This is a genomic window from Psychromonas sp. CD1 (assembly GCF_002239585.1).
GTDB lineage: Bacteria > Pseudomonadota > Gammaproteobacteria > Enterobacterales > Psychromonadaceae > Psychromonas.
The window spans coordinates 507,421-526,737 of the sequence record NZ_NDFH01000003.1 but is presented as its reverse complement, the minus strand read 5'-3'; the positions used below and the strand labels follow the sequence as shown (position 1 = coordinate 526,737).

General features: G+C 35.6%; 22 protein-coding genes. 13 read left to right on the top strand and 9 right to left on the bottom strand.

The features are described 5' to 3' along the window. Positions 1 to 42: 42 nt before the first annotated feature. Together B8W84_RS03865 and B8W84_RS03860 are read right to left on the bottom strand one after the other, a co-directional pair. The gene (locus tag B8W84_RS03865; protein ID WP_094751996.1) at positions 43 to 771 is read right to left on the bottom strand and encodes a UDP-2,3-diacylglucosamine diphosphatase; all 729 of its coding nucleotides are present in this window, start codon (positions 769 to 771) and stop codon (positions 43 to 45) included. Beyond that, a complete protein-coding gene (locus B8W84_RS03860; RefSeq protein WP_094751995.1) occupies positions 772 to 1,266 on the bottom strand; it encodes a peptidylprolyl isomerase in 495 nt (164 codons plus the stop codon). Between the two features lie 126 nt (positions 1,267 to 1,392). On the opposite strand from B8W84_RS03860, the gene cysS reads away from it, so the two are divergent. Further along, positions 1,393 to 2,775: a cysteine--tRNA ligase gene (gene cysS / locus B8W84_RS03855; RefSeq protein ID WP_094751994.1), complete on the top strand. Its 1,383-nt coding sequence runs from the start codon at positions 1,393 to 1,395 to the stop codon at positions 2,773 to 2,775. 100 nt (positions 2,776 to 2,875) lie between these two features. Then, positions 2,876 to 3,127: an acylphosphatase gene (locus B8W84_RS03850; protein ID WP_257797903.1), complete on the top strand. Its 252-nt coding sequence runs from the start codon at positions 2,876 to 2,878 to the stop codon at positions 3,125 to 3,127. Positions 3,128 to 3,194: 67 nt separating this feature from the next. Here B8W84_RS03850 and B8W84_RS03845 read toward each other — a convergent pair whose 3' ends face one another. From B8W84_RS03845 to B8W84_RS03820, 6 genes are all read right to left on the bottom strand, one after another. After that, the gene (locus B8W84_RS03845) at positions 3,195 to 3,368 is read right to left on the bottom strand and encodes a DUF2496 domain-containing protein (protein WP_094751992.1); all 174 of its coding nucleotides are present in this window, start codon (positions 3,366 to 3,368) and stop codon (positions 3,195 to 3,197) included. Further along, positions 3,361 to 3,930 carry a primosomal replication protein gene (locus B8W84_RS03840; RefSeq protein ID WP_094751991.1) on the bottom strand — a complete coding sequence of 190 codons (570 nt, stop codon included), beginning with the start codon at positions 3,928 to 3,930 and terminating at the stop codon, positions 3,361 to 3,363. Before B8W84_RS03840 ends, B8W84_RS03845 begins: the two co-directional genes overlap by 8 nt. After that, positions 3,918 to 4,697, bottom strand: a complete 780-nt coding sequence (locus B8W84_RS03835) for a TSUP family transporter (protein WP_094751990.1) — start codon at positions 4,695 to 4,697, stop codon at positions 3,918 to 3,920. Before B8W84_RS03835 ends, B8W84_RS03840 begins: the two co-directional genes overlap by 13 nt. Further along, the gene (dinG, locus tag B8W84_RS03830) at positions 4,690 to 6,753 is read right to left on the bottom strand and encodes an ATP-dependent DNA helicase DinG (RefSeq protein ID WP_094751989.1); all 2,064 of its coding nucleotides are present in this window, start codon (positions 6,751 to 6,753) and stop codon (positions 4,690 to 4,692) included. The genes B8W84_RS03835 and dinG overlap by 8 nt, the downstream gene beginning before the upstream one ends. Positions 6,754 to 6,825: 72 nt before the next feature. Further along, a complete protein-coding gene (locus B8W84_RS03825; RefSeq protein ID WP_094751988.1) occupies positions 6,826 to 7,461 on the bottom strand; it encodes a response regulator in 636 nt (211 codons plus the stop codon). Between the two features lies 1 nt (position 7,462). Next, positions 7,463 to 8,725, bottom strand: coding sequence for a histidine kinase (locus B8W84_RS03820; protein ID WP_094751987.1), 1,263 nt, complete (start codon positions 8,723 to 8,725; stop codon positions 7,463 to 7,465). Positions 8,726 to 8,900: 175 nt separating this feature from the next. On the opposite strand from B8W84_RS03820, the gene moaA reads away from it, so the two are divergent. The 8 genes from moaA to moaB all read left to right on the top strand — a co-directional run bounded on the left by moaA (position 8,901) and on the right by moaB (position 15,756). Further along, the gene (gene moaA, locus B8W84_RS03815; RefSeq protein ID WP_094751986.1) at positions 8,901 to 9,884 is read left to right on the top strand and encodes a GTP 3',8-cyclase MoaA; all 984 of its coding nucleotides are present in this window, start codon (positions 8,901 to 8,903) and stop codon (positions 9,882 to 9,884) included. 221 nt (positions 9,885 to 10,105) lie between these two features. Next, positions 10,106 to 10,582, top strand: a complete 477-nt coding sequence (napF, locus tag B8W84_RS03810; protein WP_094751985.1) for a ferredoxin-type protein NapF — start codon at positions 10,106 to 10,108, stop codon at positions 10,580 to 10,582. A 2-nt stretch (positions 10,583 to 10,584) separates the two neighbouring features. Beyond that, the gene (locus B8W84_RS03805) at positions 10,585 to 10,839 is read left to right on the top strand and encodes a chaperone NapD (protein WP_094751984.1); all 255 of its coding nucleotides are present in this window, start codon (positions 10,585 to 10,587) and stop codon (positions 10,837 to 10,839) included. Positions 10,840 to 10,950: 111 nt separating this feature from the next. Then, positions 10,951 to 13,449 carry a nitrate reductase catalytic subunit NapA gene (gene napA / locus B8W84_RS03800; protein ID WP_094751983.1) on the top strand — a complete coding sequence of 833 codons (2,499 nt, stop codon included), beginning with the start codon at positions 10,951 to 10,953 and terminating at the stop codon, positions 13,447 to 13,449. A 78-nt stretch (positions 13,450 to 13,527) separates the two neighbouring features. Next, entirely contained in the window at positions 13,528 to 13,995 is a 468-nt protein-coding gene (locus tag B8W84_RS03795; protein ID WP_094751982.1) for a nitrate reductase cytochrome c-type subunit, read from the top strand. A gap of 13 nt (positions 13,996 to 14,008) precedes the next feature. After that, positions 14,009 to 14,587, top strand: coding sequence for a NapC/NirT family cytochrome c (locus B8W84_RS03790; RefSeq protein ID WP_219349763.1), 579 nt, complete (start codon positions 14,009 to 14,011; stop codon positions 14,585 to 14,587). Positions 14,588 to 14,651: 64 nt separating this feature from the next. Beyond that, the gene (locus B8W84_RS03785) at positions 14,652 to 15,260 is read left to right on the top strand and encodes a molybdenum cofactor guanylyltransferase (protein ID WP_094751981.1); all 609 of its coding nucleotides are present in this window, start codon (positions 14,652 to 14,654) and stop codon (positions 15,258 to 15,260) included. Then, positions 15,241 to 15,756, top strand: coding sequence for a molybdenum cofactor biosynthesis protein B (moaB, locus tag B8W84_RS03780; RefSeq protein WP_094751980.1), 516 nt, complete (start codon positions 15,241 to 15,243; stop codon positions 15,754 to 15,756). Before B8W84_RS03785 ends, moaB begins: the two co-directional genes overlap by 20 nt. A gap of 131 nt (positions 15,757 to 15,887) precedes the next feature. Here moaB and ubiT read toward each other — a convergent pair whose 3' ends face one another. Next, on the bottom strand, positions 15,888 to 16,397 hold the full coding sequence (ubiT, locus tag B8W84_RS03775) for a ubiquinone anaerobic biosynthesis accessory factor UbiT (RefSeq protein ID WP_094751979.1): 510 nt from the start codon (positions 16,395 to 16,397) through the stop codon (positions 15,888 to 15,890). A gap of 125 nt (positions 16,398 to 16,522) precedes the next feature. Between ubiT and ubiU the strand changes: the two genes are divergently transcribed. From ubiU to B8W84_RS03760, 3 genes are read left to right on the top strand one after another with little or no spacing between them, the layout of a single operon-like run. Then, positions 16,523 to 17,518, top strand: coding sequence for a ubiquinone anaerobic biosynthesis protein UbiU (gene ubiU / locus B8W84_RS03770; protein WP_094751978.1), 996 nt, complete (start codon positions 16,523 to 16,525; stop codon positions 17,516 to 17,518). Between the two features lie 11 nt (positions 17,519 to 17,529). Then, positions 17,530 to 18,408 carry a U32 family peptidase gene (locus B8W84_RS03765; protein ID WP_219349762.1) on the top strand — a complete coding sequence of 293 codons (879 nt, stop codon included), beginning with the start codon at positions 17,530 to 17,532 and terminating at the stop codon, positions 18,406 to 18,408. A 43-nt stretch (positions 18,409 to 18,451) separates the two neighbouring features. Continuing rightward, complete coding sequence (locus B8W84_RS03760) at positions 18,452 to 19,300, top strand: translocation/assembly module TamB domain-containing protein (protein WP_094751976.1); 849 nt, start codon at positions 18,452 to 18,454, stop codon at positions 19,298 to 19,300. Positions 19,301 to 19,317: the final 17 nt, after the last annotated feature.

Below are 19,317 nucleotides of genomic sequence, written 5' to 3'. Positions count from 1 at the left end.
TTTACTAATGTAGATATATATAAGCGAAAGACATGAATAAGTCTAAGGAATAGAGCGAATAATAATATCAATCGATGTTGGGGTGACTTCAACAAAGCTATATTGATTAAACCAATCACCCACATCAATACGCAATTTATTTGTGTTTTTACAGGTTACAGGATAACGACCTACTTTATGTGTATGCCCATGAATTAAGAGTGAACATTCAAATAGGCAGAGTAAACGTTCAACTTCAAACTCAGTTACCCCCATAATATGGCCCTTTTTATATGCTTTTTTGGCTTGACTTGCCGTTCGGATTTTCCAGCCAATTTTTTTGCGAAAGTTTAAGGGTAAACAATTAAAAATAAATTGCAGAAGAGGATTATGAATTATTTTACGTAAACGTTGATAATTTTTATCCGCAAGACAGAGTGTGTCCCCGTGCATTATTAAAACGTCTTGGCCATATAGGTCAATTTTATAATGCTCGGCTAATAATTGCATATTTGCTTGTTTTGCATAGCGCCGGCCTATCATAAAATCACGGTTACCATGTATATAGTAAATGGGAATATTAAACTTTTTATGATAATGAGATAGCTGCTGTGCCACCTCATCCATTAAAGGAGTATGCTCATCATCACCAATCCACACTTCAAAAAGATCGCCTAAAATATATAAAGCATCAACATTTGAGGTCTCTGTTTTCAAAAAAGCAAATAATGCCTGTGTGATTTGTGGATTATTCTCACTTAAATGTAAGTCAGCAATAAAGAGCGTACGCATTTAAGAAATTGTCACATGTGTTATCAATACATCATCGAGTGGTACATCTTGATGTACAAATCCAAAGTTACCTGTTGCAATATTTTGAATTTTATCGACGACATCAAATCCCTCAACGACTTCAGCAAATACACAATATCCCCATCCATCGTTTGTTTCAGATTTAAAATCAAGAAATGCATTATCATTAATATTAATAAAAAATTGTGCGGAAGCAGAATGGGGTTCCATTGTGCGGGCCATTGCAACAGAGTACTTTACATTTAACAAACCATTATTTGCTTCATTTTTAACCTGCTCATGCGTGTCTTTTTCATCCATACCGGGTTGAAATCCACCACCTTGGATCATAAACCCTGAAATAACACGATGAAAAATAGTATTATCATAGTGACCTGATGTGGCATATTTAAGAAAATTAGCCACCGTATTTGGTGCTTTTTCAGTGTTTAATGCAAGTTTAATGTCACCAAAATTCGTATGTAGTGTAATCATTTGTTGATCCTGAGGAAATAAAAAGAAGCTATCATACATTAACAATGAATTTGATTAAATACAAAGGGTGAATTTGTCGTCATAGTGATTTAGAATAAGCCTTTAAGATCATAAATTGGAAGCATAATGTTAAAAATATATAACACACTCTCAAGACAAAAAGAAGAATTCACACCCCTTATAGAGGGTAAAGTTAGTATGTATGTGTGTGGTGTGACTATTTATGATTATTGTCATATTGGTCATGGTCGCACTTTTGTAGCGTTTGATAGCGTTGTTCGTTATTTACGATTTAAAGGCTATGAGTTAAACTTTATTCGTAATATTACAGATATCGATGATAAAATAATTAATCGGGCTAATGAAAACAATGAAAGTTGCGATCAATTAACCGCACGTTTTACAAAAGCAATGCATCTAGACTTTGATGCTTTGAATATACTCCGCCCAGATGTTGAGCCTCGTGTAACCGAGCATATGCCCGATGTCATTGCGATGATTAAAACCTTGATAAAAAAACAACATGCATACATTGCCTCAAATGGTGATGTTTTATTTTCTGTCTCTAGTTTTGCCAGTTACGGTAAATTAAGTGGACAAAATTTAGAAATGTTACAAGCGGGTGCCCGTGTAGACGTTGCAGAAAGTAAGCATGATCCCCTTGATTTTGTACTTTGGAAAATGTCTAAAGAAAATGAACCTGCTTGGACATCGCCATGGGGAGAAGGTCGCCCTGGTTGGCATATTGAATGTTCGGCGATGAGCTATAAACATTTAGGCTCTATTTTTGATATTCATGGCGGAGGATCGGATCTTACTTTCCCGCATCATGAAAATGAGATTGCACAATCGTGTTGTGCGCATGATGCAACGTATGCCAATACTTGGATGCATTCTGGTATGGTGCAAGTTGATAAAGTTAAAATGTCTAAGTCATTAAATAATTTTTTTACTATCAAAGAGGTGTTGGAAGTTTATGATGCAGAATCAGTGCGTTATTTTCTTATCTCTGGGCATTACCGTAGTCAATTAAATTACTCAGAAGAGAATTTAAAGCAATCACGGGCAAGTTTAGAGCGTCTCTATACTGCGCTTCGTGATGTTAAAATCAGCACAGAGCCTGTTGATAAAAACAATGTCTATTACCACGCTTTTTGCCGAGCCATGGACGATGATTTTAATACACCAGAAGCACTTGCTGTGCTCTTTGATTTGGCAAAAGAAGTAAACAAAGCAAAACTTTTAAAGGCTAAAAACACAGCAGAATTAGCTTTGTTATTAAAAACATTAGGTAATGTTTTAGGATTATTACAACAAGTTTCTGATGTGTTTTTCCAAGGAAATGAGAGCTCTGATGAAGTAAAAAATATTGAGATATTAATTAAACAACGCAACGATGCGCGTCAAAATAAAAACTGGGCGAGTGCTGATGATGCACGTACTAAGCTTAGTGCATTAAATATTATTTTAGAAGATGGGCCAAATGGTACTACTTGGCGCAAAGAGTAAGCGTATAGAGAATAGAGTGTGATGCTCTATTCTCTTATTCTCTATTAGCTAAGATTTAAAAATAAAAGGTCGTGATAAAATCAAAAATATTGCTTATAGAGTGATTGTATCAGGCCATGTACAAGGGGTTGGCTTTCGCTATTTTACACGTCAAGAGGCACAACGCCTTGCGTTGACCGGTCAGGTGAAAAATTTAGCCAATGGTGATGTCGAGTGCTTATTTTTTGGTGAAACGGTGCATATGAATGATTTGTTGCACTGGATAAAAAAAGGTCCAACGATGGCAAGAGTCGATGGACTGTTAAAAACACCTATTCCTTATGTCGCGCATCAAAAGTTTTTATGTTTATGATGGCCATACTCTCTGTATAAGTATACTAAGCATTATTAAGCATTATTAATAGAGATGATCCCGTAAGCTATTTAGCTGTACGGCGCCCATCATATTCCCTTTTCTTTTTTCTAAAATCATTTAAAGCTATTTCGAGAGCTTGGATAGCGATGTCATTTAATATCTCATTTTGTTCAAGAATTTGAATAATGTCCACGGCTACTTGGACGCTTGGTGAGGCGCTTTTTAACGTTTTATTCATCAAACATGGCCTCTATTTTAAATTCTAAGTGTTGAGTGAATGTATTACATTTTTCATAACGTATTTTAAGAGCATCTATTTTATATTTAAGCGCATAAGTTTCACTCTTTACTTGCATTGCTAGTGCTTCTTCTTGCTCGGCAATCATGGTTAATAAGCGTTTCTCGTAATGGTGTTGCTTTTTTAACTGTTGATAGAGTTTTTCTTTCGGTGTTGAGTAAGATTTATATAGTTTTTTCTCTTCACCCTTTTCGATGCAAATAACCAGTTGCAATAAGAGCTGATATTGTTCAATAAAACGTGCACATTCAATATTTATGAGCGTTTCCGGTAAACTTTTATTAATAATATCATCCAGATTTACCAACGTGGATTGCATCTGCTTGATATAACCTTGCAATGTTAAGCTCGCTTTGTTAAAAACATGCACTTCAAAAGCAAAGTAATGATTTTCAGTTTGTTTTATTTTTGCATCTAAGGGCTGGCACCGTTGAGCTAGTTGCGAGAGTTGCTGTTCTAATTGTGTAAGTAGTGTCTGCTGATTTTTATTTATGCGAACCATGCGCTATACCCTAATTTAATAGACATTATTAAGACGACACAGATAAAGATAGGACGTATGAATTTACTGCCAAAACGAATAGCTGAATGAGCGCCGATATAAGCACCCAACATAATACAAGCGCCCATGGTAAAGCCGATGACCCAATCAACTTGGTCAAAGTATATGAAGATTAATAATGCGGTAATGTTACTGGTAAAGTTCATAGATTTAGCTAAACCACTAGCTAATAAAATGTTAATTTTATAGAGTCGCATACTTGAAATAACCCAAAAAGCGCCGGTGCCAGGGCCTGCAGCTCCGTCGTAAAATCCTAGAACAAATGCTTGGCATCTTTGCTTAAAATTGAAAGATTGATTTTTTTTAGGTAAAACATGGTTATCTATATCTTGTAAACGGTTAAATAAGGTATATAAAGCCACAATAAAAATAAGAACAGGTAAAAATTTATCTAACCAATTTGCCTGGATTAAATTTATAAAAATGGTGCCGACTAATGCCCCTAGTAAGGTGTTATAAAAACTATGGCGCCAGAAATTAGGATCAAATAAATTCTTTTTAAAATAAGTCAGCGCAGCGGTTGCTGAGCCAAAAGAAGCCGCCAGTTTATTAGTACCTAACGTTAAATGAGGAGACAGACCAATACTGAGTAAAGCCGGCACCGTCAGGAGCCCGCCACCACCTACAATCGCATCAATAAAACCTGCAAAGAAACCAACACCTGCTAATAATAGGAGATTACTCGGGTCGAGTAGTATTTCAGTCATATATTACCTCAAATTTAATGTTAAAAGGTGGCAGAGAATCAAGTAAACCTTTGCCATAGCGTTTTGTTTTAATACGTTTATCTAAAATAACAATTTGCCCCGTATCTTGCTCATTACGAATTAAACGACCACAAGATTGAATTAATTTTTTACTGGCTTCAGGCACTGATAATTGCATAAACGCATTACCGCCTTTAGATTGAATCCATTCAGAATGAGCTTCTTCTACTGGTGAATTCGGCACCGCAAAAGGCAACTTGGTGATGATTAAATTAGTTAAGTAATGCCCTGGAAGATCTAAGCCTTCAGAAAGACTCGCCGTTCCAAATAAAATACTTGTTAATCCTTTATCACAACGTTTCTTATGTATTTCTATTAATAAACGTCTCGATAACTCACCTTGAACTAATAATGCTGATTTATATTTTTTTTGTAGCTTTTGAACAACATAATTCATTTGCCAATAAGAGGAAAACAGTACTAAACTAGCTTCATTATCACGTAAAAAATAATCTATTTTTGTTACTAATTCGGTATTAAAGGGATCTTGTGTGGGATCATATCGCATATCTGCAACAATGAGAGAAACAAGGGAATAATTAAATGGCGATTTTAAGCGTAAGAATTGTGTACCATCATCGTGGCGCAATCCACTTTGGCGCTGAAAATAATCAAAGGTATTTAAACTGGTTAATGTTGCCGAGCATAATATAACGGCACAGGCCTTAGACCAAAAAATGTTCTCTAAAATAGCACCGACTTCTAAAGGGGAGGCTTGCAGTGATAATTCTTCATTTTCTATCTCAACCCAAACGGCTATTGGAGCATGTTTTTCATTGCGCTCTTTGGTTAACATATGCCATAAACAATTCATGTTTTCGATGCGTTGGATAAAAGAACCGATATCAATTAATAAGGCTTCAATTTCCGTTTGTTTAATATTGTCATCTTTAATTTCCTCATCAATGATATTTGACAGTTTTTTCAAGGCACTTAAACAATTTTTTGACGCACTTTTTAAATTTAGAATAAGTTGAAATAAGGGTTTGGGTAACTCTCCTAACTTAAATCGAAACTGTTTGTTTTCACCTAGAAATTGAGGGTTAATTTTAAAAAATTGTTGTATCTCTTTTAATTGGCTTTCTAAATCAAGTGAATTTTCAAGTAAATTTAAACCCGGACCAATAATAGTTTGTCGTTTTACTAAACGATCAATATGTTGTTTTAATCCTTTTGTTTTTTTTAAATTATCAATACTACTTTTGATATTCACTTGTGCACTGGAAAAATCACGAGAAATTTTGGGCAGGTGATGGGCTTCGTCTAAAATATAAAAGCATTGCTCAGGCTCGGGTAAAATAATACCTCCCCCTAAATCAAGGTCGGCTAATAAAAGGGCGTGGTTAACAACAATAATGTCGGCTTTATTAATCGCGTCACGAGCGCGGTGGAAAGGGCATTGCCGATGTTGGGATAAAGCACGCTTGCAGCTAAATTTATCCGCAACAATATATTGCCAAACGTGATTTGGAATAGATTCTGGCCAACTATCGCGATCACCGTGCCATTTTCCCGTAATATAAGCTTTATTTAATTTCTTTAATAGGAGTATATCGCTACTTTGTGGCTTTTCGGCAAACAAGAACATTTGCGCACTTTCTTGTTGGGCATCAAATAATTTATGCTCACAACAATAACGTTGCCGACCTTTGGCTAAAGTAAATGAAAACTTATAATCACTATGTCGGAGAAAAAAAGGTAAGTCTTTGTGTGTTAATTGCTCTTGTAGTGCAATAGTTGCCGTAGATATAATTAATTTTTTATTGTTTTTTTGTGCAACTGGTAGCGCAGCTAAAATATAAGCCAGTGATTTACCTATACCTGTACCAGCTTCTGCAACTAAAATACGTCGTAAAGGATTGTATTCACCAGAAAGTACTTTTGCGATTTCAGCGATAAGTACATTTTGGGCTGGGCGCTTTTTAAACTGAGGTAATGCTTGAGTGATCTTATCATAGTTATGACGGATCTGTTTTTTTAAAGAATTGGATAGCATATAAGTCGTCACGGAGAGAAACACATATAGTATTTTAGCAAATTTTTATTTAAGGATCATCGTCTATGTGTTTTATTTCGGTTGCTGTAAATAGACAATTGCAGCTTCAACACGTGATTTTACCTGTAATTTTTTTAATATACTTTTAACATGTACCTTCACGGTACCTTCTGAAATATGTAAATTAATCGAGATCTCTTTATTACTTTTTCCTTGGGCTATTTCTTGATGTATTTGTTTTTCACGTTTGGTTAAGTCATTTAATTTTTCCCGAATATTCTCTTCTTCATCTAAGTTATTCAAGTACTCAACTAAGTTCTCACTTAGCACTAATTCGCCCTCTAGTACCTTATTAATATTACTAAGTAGTACGTTAGTCTCGGAGTCTTTTAAAAAGTAGCCATTAGCACCATGATTAATCATGGCAATTACATCTTGTTTATTATCTGATACCGTTAAAATGATTATTTTGCTTAAATTTCCTAAGCGACGTAAGCGTTTTAAGGTTTCTAATCCTGAAATCCCTTGCATATTAAAATCGAGTAAGATTAAATCAAGTGGGTACTGACTCGCAAATTGTATGCCTTCTTCTCCACTTTTTGCTTCAAAAATAATTTTAAATTTACTATCTAAACTAAGGAGTTGCGTAATACCTTTACGCATTAAAGGATGATCTTCTATGATCATGACACGTATTATATTCAACATTTTATTCCTTGTAAGGGGGTTGTTTTTTATAAGGGAAAATAAGTTTCACTTCGGTACCCTGGGTTAAGGGTAAAATTGAAAATGTTGCACCAATTTCATCGGCGCGTTGTTGCATAATGGAAAGACCATAATGATTTGATGGCGAAGAAATGTTTTTTATACCGTTACCATCATCAATAATACTTATCCAAACGTTATTATCTGGTGTGATGAGGCAAGAGATATCAATATTTTCACAGTCAGCATGTTTAATTGCATTTGTAATGGCTTCACGTACTATTTGTAATAGATTATTTTGTTGATTGGCCTGAGCATAAAGCTGGCAAGAAAATTCCTTGAGAGTAATACGCACTTCCGTTTGTTTTTGTAATGTTGCGATTAATATTTGTAGCGCTTTTTTAAAATCAGAATGACTAATAGGCAAACGAAACGTAGAAAGTAGAGAGCGTAGTTGCACGTATGCATCGCTGATAGCATCTTGAATTTGATTGATACTTTGTAATGCTTTCTTTTGATTTTGATGGCTGATTTGTTGCTGTAGTACCGTGCATTGTATTTTCAAAAAAGAAAGTGATTGTGCAATGGAGTCATGTAATTCTCGAGCAATAATATTACGCTCTTCCATAATAAGAATTTTTTGTGTTTGTAATATATTTTCTTCTTGGCAGAGGGCTCGTGCAATGAGAGTACTAAAACTTTCAATAAGCGCTCGTTGTTTGGGATTTTCAGCGTCACTAAAACAGTTTAAAAAACCATAGGGTTTACCATTAATCATGATGGGGAAACGTGTGTTTACAATATGGGATTCCGTGCAAGTCTCCTTACTCTGGATAAAAGTACCATCATTTAATTCAATACATACGTATTTTAAATTCGCCTGTTTTACGAGCGCATTGAGGGCGTCAAATAAAACCGGTGAGGTTAATTTAACTGAACCGAATTGTTGTGAAATCGAAAATAAAAACGCGATGGTTTGATTGGCATTTTCTAATTCATTATTTTTTTGTTGTACTTGTGTCTGCATATTTAAAATTAGTTTTTGTATTTCAACAGACATGTTTTTCATACCGATAGATAAAATGCCAATCTCATTCTTACAATGTGGAAAGTCAACATCAAACCGATGCTTTTCAATGTGCCTCATATTTTCGGTAAGTTTAGTAATAGGATTAGAAATATAATATTTAGAATAAAAATAAAGAAACATTCCGGTGCAGACAATAAAAATAAAAGCAATGAACTCGGAAATATGTATCAGTGTCATTTTTTGCTCTGCGAGTACTTTATATTGTTTTCTAACCTTATTAATCGCTTTAATAAAAAAAATTATGTTCTTTTTAGTGAGGTTTGTATTCCTGAAATGAAGGCGCCTGTATTTGTTTATAGAGAGGATGAGGGAAAGAATATAATATTTTCTTTCTCTGTTTAAAGGAACTTAAATGCAACAACAACTTATTGATAATTTTGAACGTAAGTTTGAATATTTACGTTTATCTATTACAGATGAATGTAATTTCAAATGCAATTATTGTTTACCTGATGGATATCACCGCACGCATTCTAAATCGTTTTTAAGCTCTCAAGAGATCTACAATTTAGTGGTTGCTTTTGCTGAATTAGGTACTAAGAAAGTACGTATTACAGGAGGAGAGCCCAGTTTACGTAAAGATTTCACACAGATCATCGCTACAGTGGCAAGTATTCCGGGAATTCAGAAAGTTGCAACCACTACCAACGGTTTTCAATTGGAGAAAAAAGTACAACATTGGTTTGAGGCGGGCTTATCGGCTATTAATATTAGTGTTGATAGCTTAGATGCGAACACCTTTCATTTAATTACCGGAAAAAATGTATTTCAAAAAGTGATGCAGGGTGTCTCTGCCTGTATTGATGCAGGTTATAAACAAGTCAAAGTGAATTGTGTATTAATGAAAGGTGTTAATGACAACGATCTTGCTTTATTTTTGCAGTGGATAAAAACAGAAAAAATTCAATTACGTTTTATTGAATTAATGCAAACAGAAGATAATCAGCCTTTTTTTAAAAAACATCATCTTTCTGCACAATGGATAAAAAAACGGTTGTTGGAACATGGATGGCAACAAAAAAAGCCCTTAAGCCATGATGGCCCGGCCCAAGTATTTCAACACTCCGCATATAAAGGTGAAATTGGATTAATAATGCCTTATAGCAAAGATTTTTGTAAAAGTTGTAATCGTTTACGTATTTCTTCGACTGGTCGATTACACCTTTGTCTTTTTGGAGAAGAAGGGATTGATTTACGAGATCTTTTACAAAATAGTAAGGATAAATTAGCCTTAAAGAAACGTATATTAGATGCACTACAAGATAAAAAAAGTACACATTATTTGCAGCAAGGTAAGACGGGGGGAACACAACATCTTGCTTCGATTGGTGGTTAATAAAGAGGTTTTGATGCAAGCCTTTTTTTAATATCATCAATAACCCACATCTCAATCCCAAATTTAAGCGCAAAGACTACACTTCATATAATTCATATTAAAATAGCTTTTGATCTGCATCAATTTAAGCTGTTTTATACCCTTGTTGGATTGTATTCTTAGCGCATACTTATTAACAAAGCATACAACGCGTTAACATTACCTATAATAAAGAGGCCTTAATGTTAAAAGTAAATTCTGCAAAACGCAATTTATGGCGTTTTAACAAAAAAACAAATGCAGAGCATTTATTACCTTGGTTAAAAAGTGCGGATATTTTTTTTGATCAATGCACACAATGTGCAGAGTGTTTAATTGTCTGTCCAACAAAAATAATTGTAAAAGGGGATGGCGGTTATCCAAAAATAGACTTTAATTTAGGCGAATGTGATTTTTGTGCTAAATGTGCCGATATATGTACGCAACCTATTTTTTTAGACACCACTCAACCTGCGTGGCTGAAAAAAGCGCAGATAAGTCATGCCTGTTTAGCTTATGAAAATATTTACTGCCGTAGTTGTGCGGAGAGTTGCACCGCACAAGCATTAACTTTTCAACTTGGAATAAGTGCGTTACCTACGATTAATAATGAATTGTGTAATGGTTGTGGCGCATGTGTTGCACTTTGTCCTACTCATGCGATTGAAATTAAGGAATAAAGATGCAAAAAAAAGAGTTACATATATCAAGTTTAATTGTACAGATGCGAGCTCATAAGGCCACGCCTATCAAAAAAAGCATTAATGCATTAAGTGGTGCGGAAGTTATTACTATATCTCCAGAGGGTAAAGCAATTGTTGTATTAGAGGCTCCCCATCAGCGCCAGATAATGGAAATAATAGATAGCATTAATGCGTTGGATGGCGTACTTAATACCGGATTGGTTTACCACGAATTTGAAACAATCGAATCTTAGAAAAAATAGCAAGACCAATACAGCAAGGAAATAATATGAAATTTAGCAGACGTGAATTTATGAAAATACAGGCAATAGCCTCTGCAAAGACCAATACAGCAAGGAAATAATATGAAATTTAGCAGACGTGAATTTATGAAAATACAGGCAATAGCCTCTGCATCTGTAGTGGCCGGAATTGCTTTACCGGCTTCTGCAAGTAATTTAATTGCGAGCCGAGATGCCAGTAAAATAAAATGGGACAAAGCCCCTTGTAGATTTTGTGGCACGGGTTGTAGTGTGCTTGTTGGCACCCAAAATGGTAAAGTAGTTGCGACACAAGGTGACCCTGAATCGCCTGTAAATAAAGGCTTAAACTGTATTAAAGGGTATTTTTTGTCAAAAATAATGTATGGAGAAGATCGTTTAACCACTCCATTACTACGTATGACAAATGGTGTTTATGATAAAAACGGAGACTTTAAATCTGTTTCTTGGGATACCGCTTTTGATGTAATGGCTGATAAATTTAAAAAAACATTACGTGATAAAGGACCGACGGCTGTGGGTATGTTTGGCTCTGGACAATGGACTGTTTGGGAAGGTTACGCAGCGTTAAAATTAATGAAAGCTGGTTTTCGTAGTAATAACTTAGATCCAAATGCTAGGCACTGTATGGCATCTGCCGTTGGTGGCTTCATGCGTACGTTTGGCATTGATGAGCCTATGGGTTGCTATGATGATCTTGAAAATGCGGATGTCTTTGTCTTGTGGGGCTCTAACATGGCTGAAATGCATCCTATTCTTTGGTCGCGTTTAACCGATCGTCGTCTGAGTCATCCAAGTGTTCGCGTGCATGTATTATCTACTTATACGCATCGTTCTTTTGAATTAGCCGATAATGGCATGATTTTTACACCACAATCTGATCTTGCAATTTTAAACTTTATTGCAAATTATATTATTCAGAATAATGGAGTAGACCAAGACTTTGTTAAAAAGCATATTAATTTCCGTAAAGGTGTCACTGATATAGGTTATGGTTTACGCGATACAGATCCACTACAAAAAAAGGCAAAGAATCCGAATAGTGGGGCATCGACACCGATGACGTTTGATGAATTTAAAAAATATGTTGAACCTTTTGATGTTGAATATGCACAAAAAATGTCGGGTGTATCAAAGACTAAACTTATTGAATTAGCAAAAGTTTATGCGGATCCAAAGCTTAAGGTTACATCTTATTGGACCATGGGATTTAATCAACATACACGTGGTGTATGGGCCAATAACTTAGTTTATAATATACATTTATTAACAGGTAAAATATCAAAACCTGGTTGTGGGCCTTTTTCATTAACCGGTCAGCCATCAGCTTGTGGTACGGCACGTGAGGTCGGTACTTTTTCGCATCGTCTGCCCGCAGATCTTGTTGTAACCAACCCTAAACATCGCGCTATTGCTGAAAAAATATGGAAATTACCCGAAGGTACCATTGCATCTAAAGCGGGATATCATGCGGTAGAGCAAAGCCGGATGCTTAAAGATGGCAAATTAAATGCATATTGGGTGATGTGTAATAATAATGTACAAGCAGCGGCTAATATTAATGAAGAAGTGGTGCCCGGATATCGTAATCCGGATAACTTTATCGTGGTATCGGATGCTTATCCAACTGTTACCGCACAATTAGCTGACTTGATATTACCAACGGCAATGTGGGTTGAAAAAGAGGGGGCTTATGGCAATGCAGAGCGGCGTACACAATTTTGGTATCAACAAGTAAAAGCGCCTAAAGGTGCTCAATCTGATCTGTGGCAATTAATGGAATTTGCAAAACGATTTAAAATAGAGGAAGTTTGGCCAGCTGATTTAATCGCAAAAATGCCTTCTGTAAAAGGCAAAAGTATGTATCAAATTCTATTTGAAAACGGAAATGTAAATGCATTTGATCTAGATGAAGTACCCAAAGATAAACTTAATGATGAATCTAATTATTTTGGATTTTATGTACAAAAAGGTCTCTTTGAAGAGTATGCAACGTTTGGTCGTGGTCATGGCCATGATTTAGCCCCCTTTGATAATTATCATAAAGCACGAGGTTTACGTTGGCCTGTTGTCAATGGTAAAGAAACATTATGGCGTTTTCGTGAAGGCTCTGATCCCTACGTTGAAAAAGGCTCTGAAGTACAGTTCTATGGGCATAAAGATAAACGTGCCATCATCTTTGCACTGCCTTATGAGCCTCCTGCAGAATCACCGGATGAAGAATATAATTTATGGTTATGTACGGGTCGTGTTTTAGAACATTGGCATTCCGGATCGTTAACCCGTCGAGTTCCTGAATTGTACAAAGCATTTCCGGATGCCGTTGTATTTATGCATCCCGAAGATGCTAAAAAACGCGGTTTACGCCGAGGTGATGAAATTATTTTAGCTTCTCGGCGTGGTGAATTAACATCACGTATTGAAACGCGAGGGCGTAATCGTCCCCCCATTGGATTAGTGTTTATGCCCTGGTTTGATGCAAAGCAATTAGTGAATAAAATCACGCTAGATGCAACAGATCCGTTATCAAAACAGACGGATTATAAAAAGTGTGCAGTTAAAATAACGAAAAAATTATCATAAACACGATCTTGATTTTATGCTTCAACATTTACGTTTATTTAATGTAAATGTTGAAGTCTAAATAAGGCGGAGATTAAAATGAAAAAACGATTAATAGCATTATGTATCGCGACACTAATTACCTTTACCGCATTGCCTGCGATGAGTGTGACGCAAGATTTAACTTCCAATAATGGGGGCGTAAGATCTTTGCGAGGACTTGTTGAAATATCAACGACTAATAAGTCGGAGATGCTAAAACGTGTTCCTCGTGAACAAACACTCATTGACCGAAATTATGTACAGCAACCGCCCATTATTCCACATAGTACACGTGGGTATTATATTAATTTAAATGTAAATAAATGCTTATCTTGTCATAGTTTTAAAAATGCCGGAGAAATGGACGCCCCTAAAATTAGTGTGACGCATTTTGAAGCGCGTGATGGGATGATGTTATCTGATGTATCGCCTCGAAGATATTTTTGCTTACAGTGTCATGTCACTCAAGTCGCGGCCAAACCGTTAGTAAAAAACACTTTCCAACCGGTTAAATCGTTACAATAAAGGAGCAATTTTAATGCTTATTAATTTACTAAAGCGTTTATGGCTTATTATGCGCACGCCATCGAGTGCGGCAATGGGCTTCATTTTATTATTGGGGTTTAGTGGAGGAATTATATTCTGGGGTGGATTTAACATAGGGATGGAGCTAACTAACTCAGAAGAATTTTGTGGCGGTTGTCATGCGCCTATTGTTGCAGAAATCCAAGAAACCATTCATTATTCAAATCGTTCAGGAGTGCGAGCTATTTGTAGTGACTGTCATGTTCCACATAATTGGACAGATAAAATAATACGTAAAGTGCAGGCATCAAAAGAATTAGTGGCCTTTGCCTTAGGCACTATTAATACCCAAGAAAAATTTGAAGCTCGTCGTAGTCATCTGGCTAATCGCGAATGGTTACGGATGAAGAAAAATGATTCTCAAGAATGTCGTAATTGCCATCAATTTAAATATATGGACTTTAGTGAACAAGGTAGACGTAGTGTGAAACAACATTCCACTGCTTTAGCCTCGGGTGATAAAACGTGTGTGGATTGTCATAAAGGCATTGCGCATCGATTACCAGATATGAGTGGAATTGAAGGCTGGTAAAAGATACTATTAAAAAACAAACAGTTAAAGGGGCTTCTGCCCTTTTTTTAAAAGAGAGGAATTAGTGAGAATAGCAGGCGTTGTATTAGCAGGGGGTTTATCAAGTCGTATGGGTAGCGATAAAGCGTCACTTTTATTAGCGCAAAAAACGTTATTAAAAAAGGCACAAGAATTGTTACTATCGCTGCCTTTAAAAGATGTATTTATAAGTGGCTTTTATGATGGGTATAGATGTATTATCGACCTTGAAAAAGGAATGGGACCTATTGGTGCTTTATATTCTTGTGAGCAGACACTTTGTGATGATTATGATGCAATGTTTATTATTCCCGTTGATATGCCTCTTTTAAATTTATCTGTTTGCCAGTCTTTATTACAGCAATCGAAGCATCATAAAGAAGGCATTTATTATGAAAACGCCTTATTCCCACTTATTATACCGTTAAATAGTCACTTAAAAAAAGCGTTAACACGGATATTCAATAGCGATTTATCTTGTCAGCGTTCATTATATGGATTATTAAAAACCTTAAAATCACATGCGCTTAAAGCTAGTCAGGAGGAAAATTTCTATTTACAAAATAGTAATACACCTGAGCAATGGCAGCGTTGTTTAACACTTTATTCTTTATTAAAAAATCAAAGGAAAAGAAATGAGTCACCAGAGCAGTAATAAATTTAAAAGCGCTAAAATGGCCGTTTTAACGGTCTCCGATACTCGTAATGAAGAAACAGATACCTCTGGGCGATATTTAGTTGAATCTTTACAGGCTGCTGGTCATCAGCTATGCATTAAAAAAATTGTCATTGATTGTCCGTATAAAATAAGAGCTATTGTTTCGACTTGGATAGCCGATGCTGAGATTGAATGTATATTAATTACAGGTGGAACCGGTTTTACTTGTCGTGATACGACTCCCGAAGCGGTTAGTGTACTATTTGATAAAAAAATAGAAGGATTTGGAGAGCTTTTCCGCCATGTATCATATTTAGAAATTGGCTCGTCAACGATTCAAAGTCGTGCGCTGGCAGGTTTTGCAAATAAAACCGTAATATATTGTATGCCGGGTTCAACGGGTGCATGCAAAACCGCATGGACAAAAATAATTAAAGAACAAATGGATGCAACACATAAACCTTGTAACTTTATACCCCATCTCGGCAATTAAAATAACGAAGAGAAATACACATCTGTTTCTCTTTAAAATAGATAGAAGAGAAAAACATATGCAAGAAAGGTATGATGTTAACAATGCACCGAGCTTGAATAAAGGTGCATTGTTACTCTTAAAGAATTAAGCTATTTAACATCTATTTGTAAGCCTCGTTGCACAAACGTTGAAAATAATTGTATAGAATTTTTGATAAATAGTGGCAAACTATCATGATCAATATTATCTAACAGATTCTTTACCTCCAAGCCTAACTCTGTATCTCCTTGAATCGATAATCGCCGTTGAAAAAAAAGTGTGTCCGGATCCTCTTTACGTCCAGCGATTAAAATAAGATCGTTTACTTTAGCGCTAAAAAAAACATCTACTCGAGGACTATTTTCCTGAATCACTAACTGTCCCTGTACAAGACTCAAAAACCAAGTTAACGGCAGATCTTTTATTTCTACTTTTAACCATTTATTTTCTAAAAAAGATAATTCATCATCTTCCATTGCCTCTTTAAAAAGACGCGCTAATAATTCTGTTAATAATTTCCTTTGTATAAAAAAAGGAATAAAGGCACAAGGCAGAACTAATAATTCCGGACTTTTTTGTACAATATTTTTATGTAATTTAAATAAAACTTTTTTCAACATTATGTATACCTGTACGTAAAAAACACTATTATAAAAGGAAATAATCACACAACCCTGCCCTACATCAATAAAAGTTTTTCCATTTTTTTTACAATCAGATTACTTTATTCGCAATGAGAGTAATTATGGAACTTCTTTGCCCCGCCGGAAGTTTACCGGCTTTAAAAATGGCGATTGATTGTGGTGCTGATGCCGTATATATCGGTTTAAAAGATGATACCAATGCACGTCATTTTGCTGGTTTAAACTTCAATGATAAAAAAATAGTAAAAGGTGCACAATATGTCAAAGATCATTACAAAAAATTGCATATTGCCATCAATACTTTTGCTCACCCTGGCCATGAAATTCGTTGGCGAAATGCAGTCGATAAATGTGTCGATTTAGGGGCTGATGTTGCAATTATTGCTGATATTGCAACACTGGATTATGCAGCCAATAAATACCCTGAACTGGAATTACATTTAAGCGTGCAAGCTTCGGCGACAAATAGCGCTGCTATAGATTTTTATCAAAAAAACTTTAATATTAAACGCGTTGTTTTACCACGCGTATTATCCATACAACAAGTTAAACAACTCTCTCGTAATACAAATATCGCCTTAGAAGTTTTTGCTTTTGGCAGTTTATGTATTATGGCAGAAGGACGCTGTTATCTTTCCTCTTATTTTACGGGAGAATCGCCCAATACAGTCGGAGCCTGCTCACCCGCAAAATTCGTTCGCTGGCTAGAAACAGACAACGGTCTAGAATCTCGATTAAATAATATTTTAATAGATAGCTATCAATCGCATGAGAAAACAGGTTACCCAACCTTATGTAAAGGTCGATATAATGTAGGTGGTAAGCTATATCATGTCATTGAAGAGCCCACTAGTTTAAATACGTTATCCATTCTACCTGAATTGATGCAGGCAAATATTTGCTCTGTAAAAATAGAAGGACGCCAACGCAGTGTGGCTTATGTTGAGCAGATAACACAAGTATGGCGAGCGGCTATTGATGCATACCAAGCCTCTCCTGCTCAGTATAAAGTGCTAGATGCTTGGACAAGCATGCTCGATAATGTGTCCGAAGGAAATCAAACTACGCTGGGTGCATATCACCGAAAATGGCAGTAAAAGGAGTAAATATGAAATTATCATTAGGCCCAGTTCTATATTACTGGCCCGAAAAAAGTATCATGGATTTTTATGATCAAGCGCTGAGTAGCACCGCCGATATTATATATTTAGGTGAAACCGTCTGTAGTAAACGTCGAGAGCTTAAAACACGTGATTGGATAGAGCTTGCTAAATCATTAAGCCAACAAGGAAAAGAAGTTGTGTTATCAAGCCTCGCATTACTTGAGGCGCCGTCTGAAATAAAAATTTTACAACAACTGTGTGATAATGGTGAACTTAGCGTAGAAGCTAATGATGTGGGAGCAATTCAATTACTACATGAGAAAAAAGTCCCCTTTACCTGTGGTCCTGCCATTAATTGTTATAATGCATCAGTGCTCAAGCTATTCATGAATAAAGGAATGCAACGTTGGGTCATGCCCGTTGAGCTTTCTCGAGATTGGTTACAGCAAATTGTATTCGATTGTCAGGCATTAGGTATTCGAGACCAATTTGAAATTGAAGTTTTTGCACATGGTTTTATGCCACTTGCCTATTCTGCTCGGTGCTTTACTGCACGTTCAGAGAATAAAGCCAAAGATGATTGTGAACTTTGCTGTATTAAATATCCACAAGGTCGCGCCACGACCACACAAGAAGATCAGCAAGTTTTTATACTCAATGGCATTCAAACACAGTCTGGATATTGTTATAATTTAATCAATGATCTGCCTTCTATGCAAGGGTTGGTGGATATTTTACGTATCAGCCCGTCATCAGTACAAGCTTTTAAAATATTAGAGAATTTTAGAAAAGAACTACAAGGTGAGCATACACAATATCCGCACGCACATTATGAATGTAACGGTTTTTGGCATAAGATAGCAGGATTAGAAAGCGTTAATTAAAATTGCAATAATGCATGTTTATTATGTTTGCTTCTAGTTAAAAATCGATGGAAATATCTTTATCAATAAAGCAAAAATATGGATTAAAGAATTATCTCAGGGGGCAATTTTGCTGTCTAAGGATATTGTACTCGTTGATAAAAAAACAATAAAAAAACAAACTAAGTATCCATTAAAATTAAATTTAGATCTCGATCTTGGTCCTAATTTCCATATGATAGCTTTTGGACTAGATAGTTTTATTAACGGTAATATCTTACTTAAAAAAGAAGTAAACAGTAACTTTTCAGTGCATGGAAAACTTGCTTTTAAAAGAGGGAGCTACCGATCTTTTGGGCAATATTTAAAATTACAAAACAGTAGTTTACTTTTTCAAGGTATACCGGAGGCCCCTTATCTTAATATAGAAGCTATTAGGGATCCTAAAAAAATACAAGATAATGTTATTGCAGGAGTGCGCTTAAGTGGAGTCCCTGATGCCTTAAAATTATCGGTTTTTTCAGAACCAAAAATGGAGCAACAAGAAGCTTTGTCCTATTTAACGAGGGGGCAATCTTTAAATAATGATATTAATAAGGGATCAAATAGTCAACTTGCTGCTTGGTTAATTGAATTTGGAACCGCTCAATCAGATACTTTATTTAGTAATATTGGAGATAAATTAGGGATTAAAGATTTATCGTTGTCCGCACAGGGCAGTGGTGATCAACAATCGATTGGCATTCGCGCTGAAATAGCCCCCGGAGTAGAAATAAGTTATGGTATTGGTGTATTTGAAAGTTTCTCAATATTAGCGTTACGCTACGAGGTTTTTAATCGATTTTATATCGAAGCATCAAGTGGCTTATATCAAGCCATTGATGCTTATTATGAATTTTATTGGGACCCATAAACTCAGAAAAAAATATA

Coding starts and splice junctions, on each gene's coding strand:
- B8W84_RS03820 (WP_094751987.1), bottom strand. CDS start 8,725: ATGACACTGATACATATTTCCGAGTTCATTGCTTTTATTTTTATTGTC.
- B8W84_RS03835 (WP_094751990.1), bottom strand. CDS start 4,697: ATGACTGAAATACTACTCGACCCGAGTAATCTCCTATTATTAGCAGGT.
- B8W84_RS03790 (WP_219349763.1), top strand. CDS start 14,009: ATGCTTATTAATTTACTAAAGCGTTTATGGCTTATTATGCGCACGCCA.
- napA (WP_094751983.1), top strand. CDS start 10,951: ATGAAATTTAGCAGACGTGAATTTATGAAAATACAGGCAATAGCCTCT.
- napF (WP_094751985.1), top strand. CDS start 10,106: ATGTTAAAAGTAAATTCTGCAAAACGCAATTTATGGCGTTTTAACAAA.
- B8W84_RS03845 (WP_094751992.1), bottom strand. CDS start 3,368: ATGAATAAAACGTTAAAAAGCGCCTCACCAAGCGTCCAAGTAGCCGTG.
- B8W84_RS03795 (WP_094751982.1), top strand. CDS start 13,528: ATGAAAAAACGATTAATAGCATTATGTATCGCGACACTAATTACCTTT.
- B8W84_RS03860 (WP_094751995.1), bottom strand. CDS start 1,266: ATGATTACACTACATACGAATTTTGGTGACATTAAACTTGCATTAAAC.
- ubiU (WP_094751978.1), top strand. CDS start 16,523: ATGGAACTTCTTTGCCCCGCCGGAAGTTTACCGGCTTTAAAAATGGCG.
- moaB (WP_094751980.1), top strand. CDS start 15,241: ATGAGTCACCAGAGCAGTAATAAATTTAAAAGCGCTAAAATGGCCGTT.
- B8W84_RS03840 (WP_094751991.1), bottom strand. CDS start 3,930: ATGGTTCGCATAAATAAAAATCAGCAGACACTACTTACACAATTAGAA.
- B8W84_RS03805 (WP_094751984.1), top strand. CDS start 10,585: ATGCAAAAAAAAGAGTTACATATATCAAGTTTAATTGTACAGATGCGA.
- B8W84_RS03865 (WP_094751996.1), bottom strand. CDS start 771: ATGCGTACGCTCTTTATTGCTGACTTACATTTAAGTGAGAATAATCCA.
- moaA (WP_094751986.1), top strand. CDS start 8,901: ATGCAACAACAACTTATTGATAATTTTGAACGTAAGTTTGAATATTTA.
- cysS (WP_094751994.1), top strand. CDS start 1,393: ATGTTAAAAATATATAACACACTCTCAAGACAAAAAGAAGAATTCACA.
- B8W84_RS03825 (WP_094751988.1), bottom strand. CDS start 7,461: ATGTTGAATATAATACGTGTCATGATCATAGAAGATCATCCTTTAATG.
- ubiT (WP_094751979.1), bottom strand. CDS start 16,397: ATGTTGAAAAAAGTTTTATTTAAATTACATAAAAATATTGTACAAAAA.
- B8W84_RS03765 (WP_219349762.1), top strand. CDS start 17,530: ATGAAATTATCATTAGGCCCAGTTCTATATTACTGGCCCGAAAAAAGT.
- dinG (WP_094751989.1), bottom strand. CDS start 6,753: ATGCTATCCAATTCTTTAAAAAAACAGATCCGTCATAACTATGATAAG.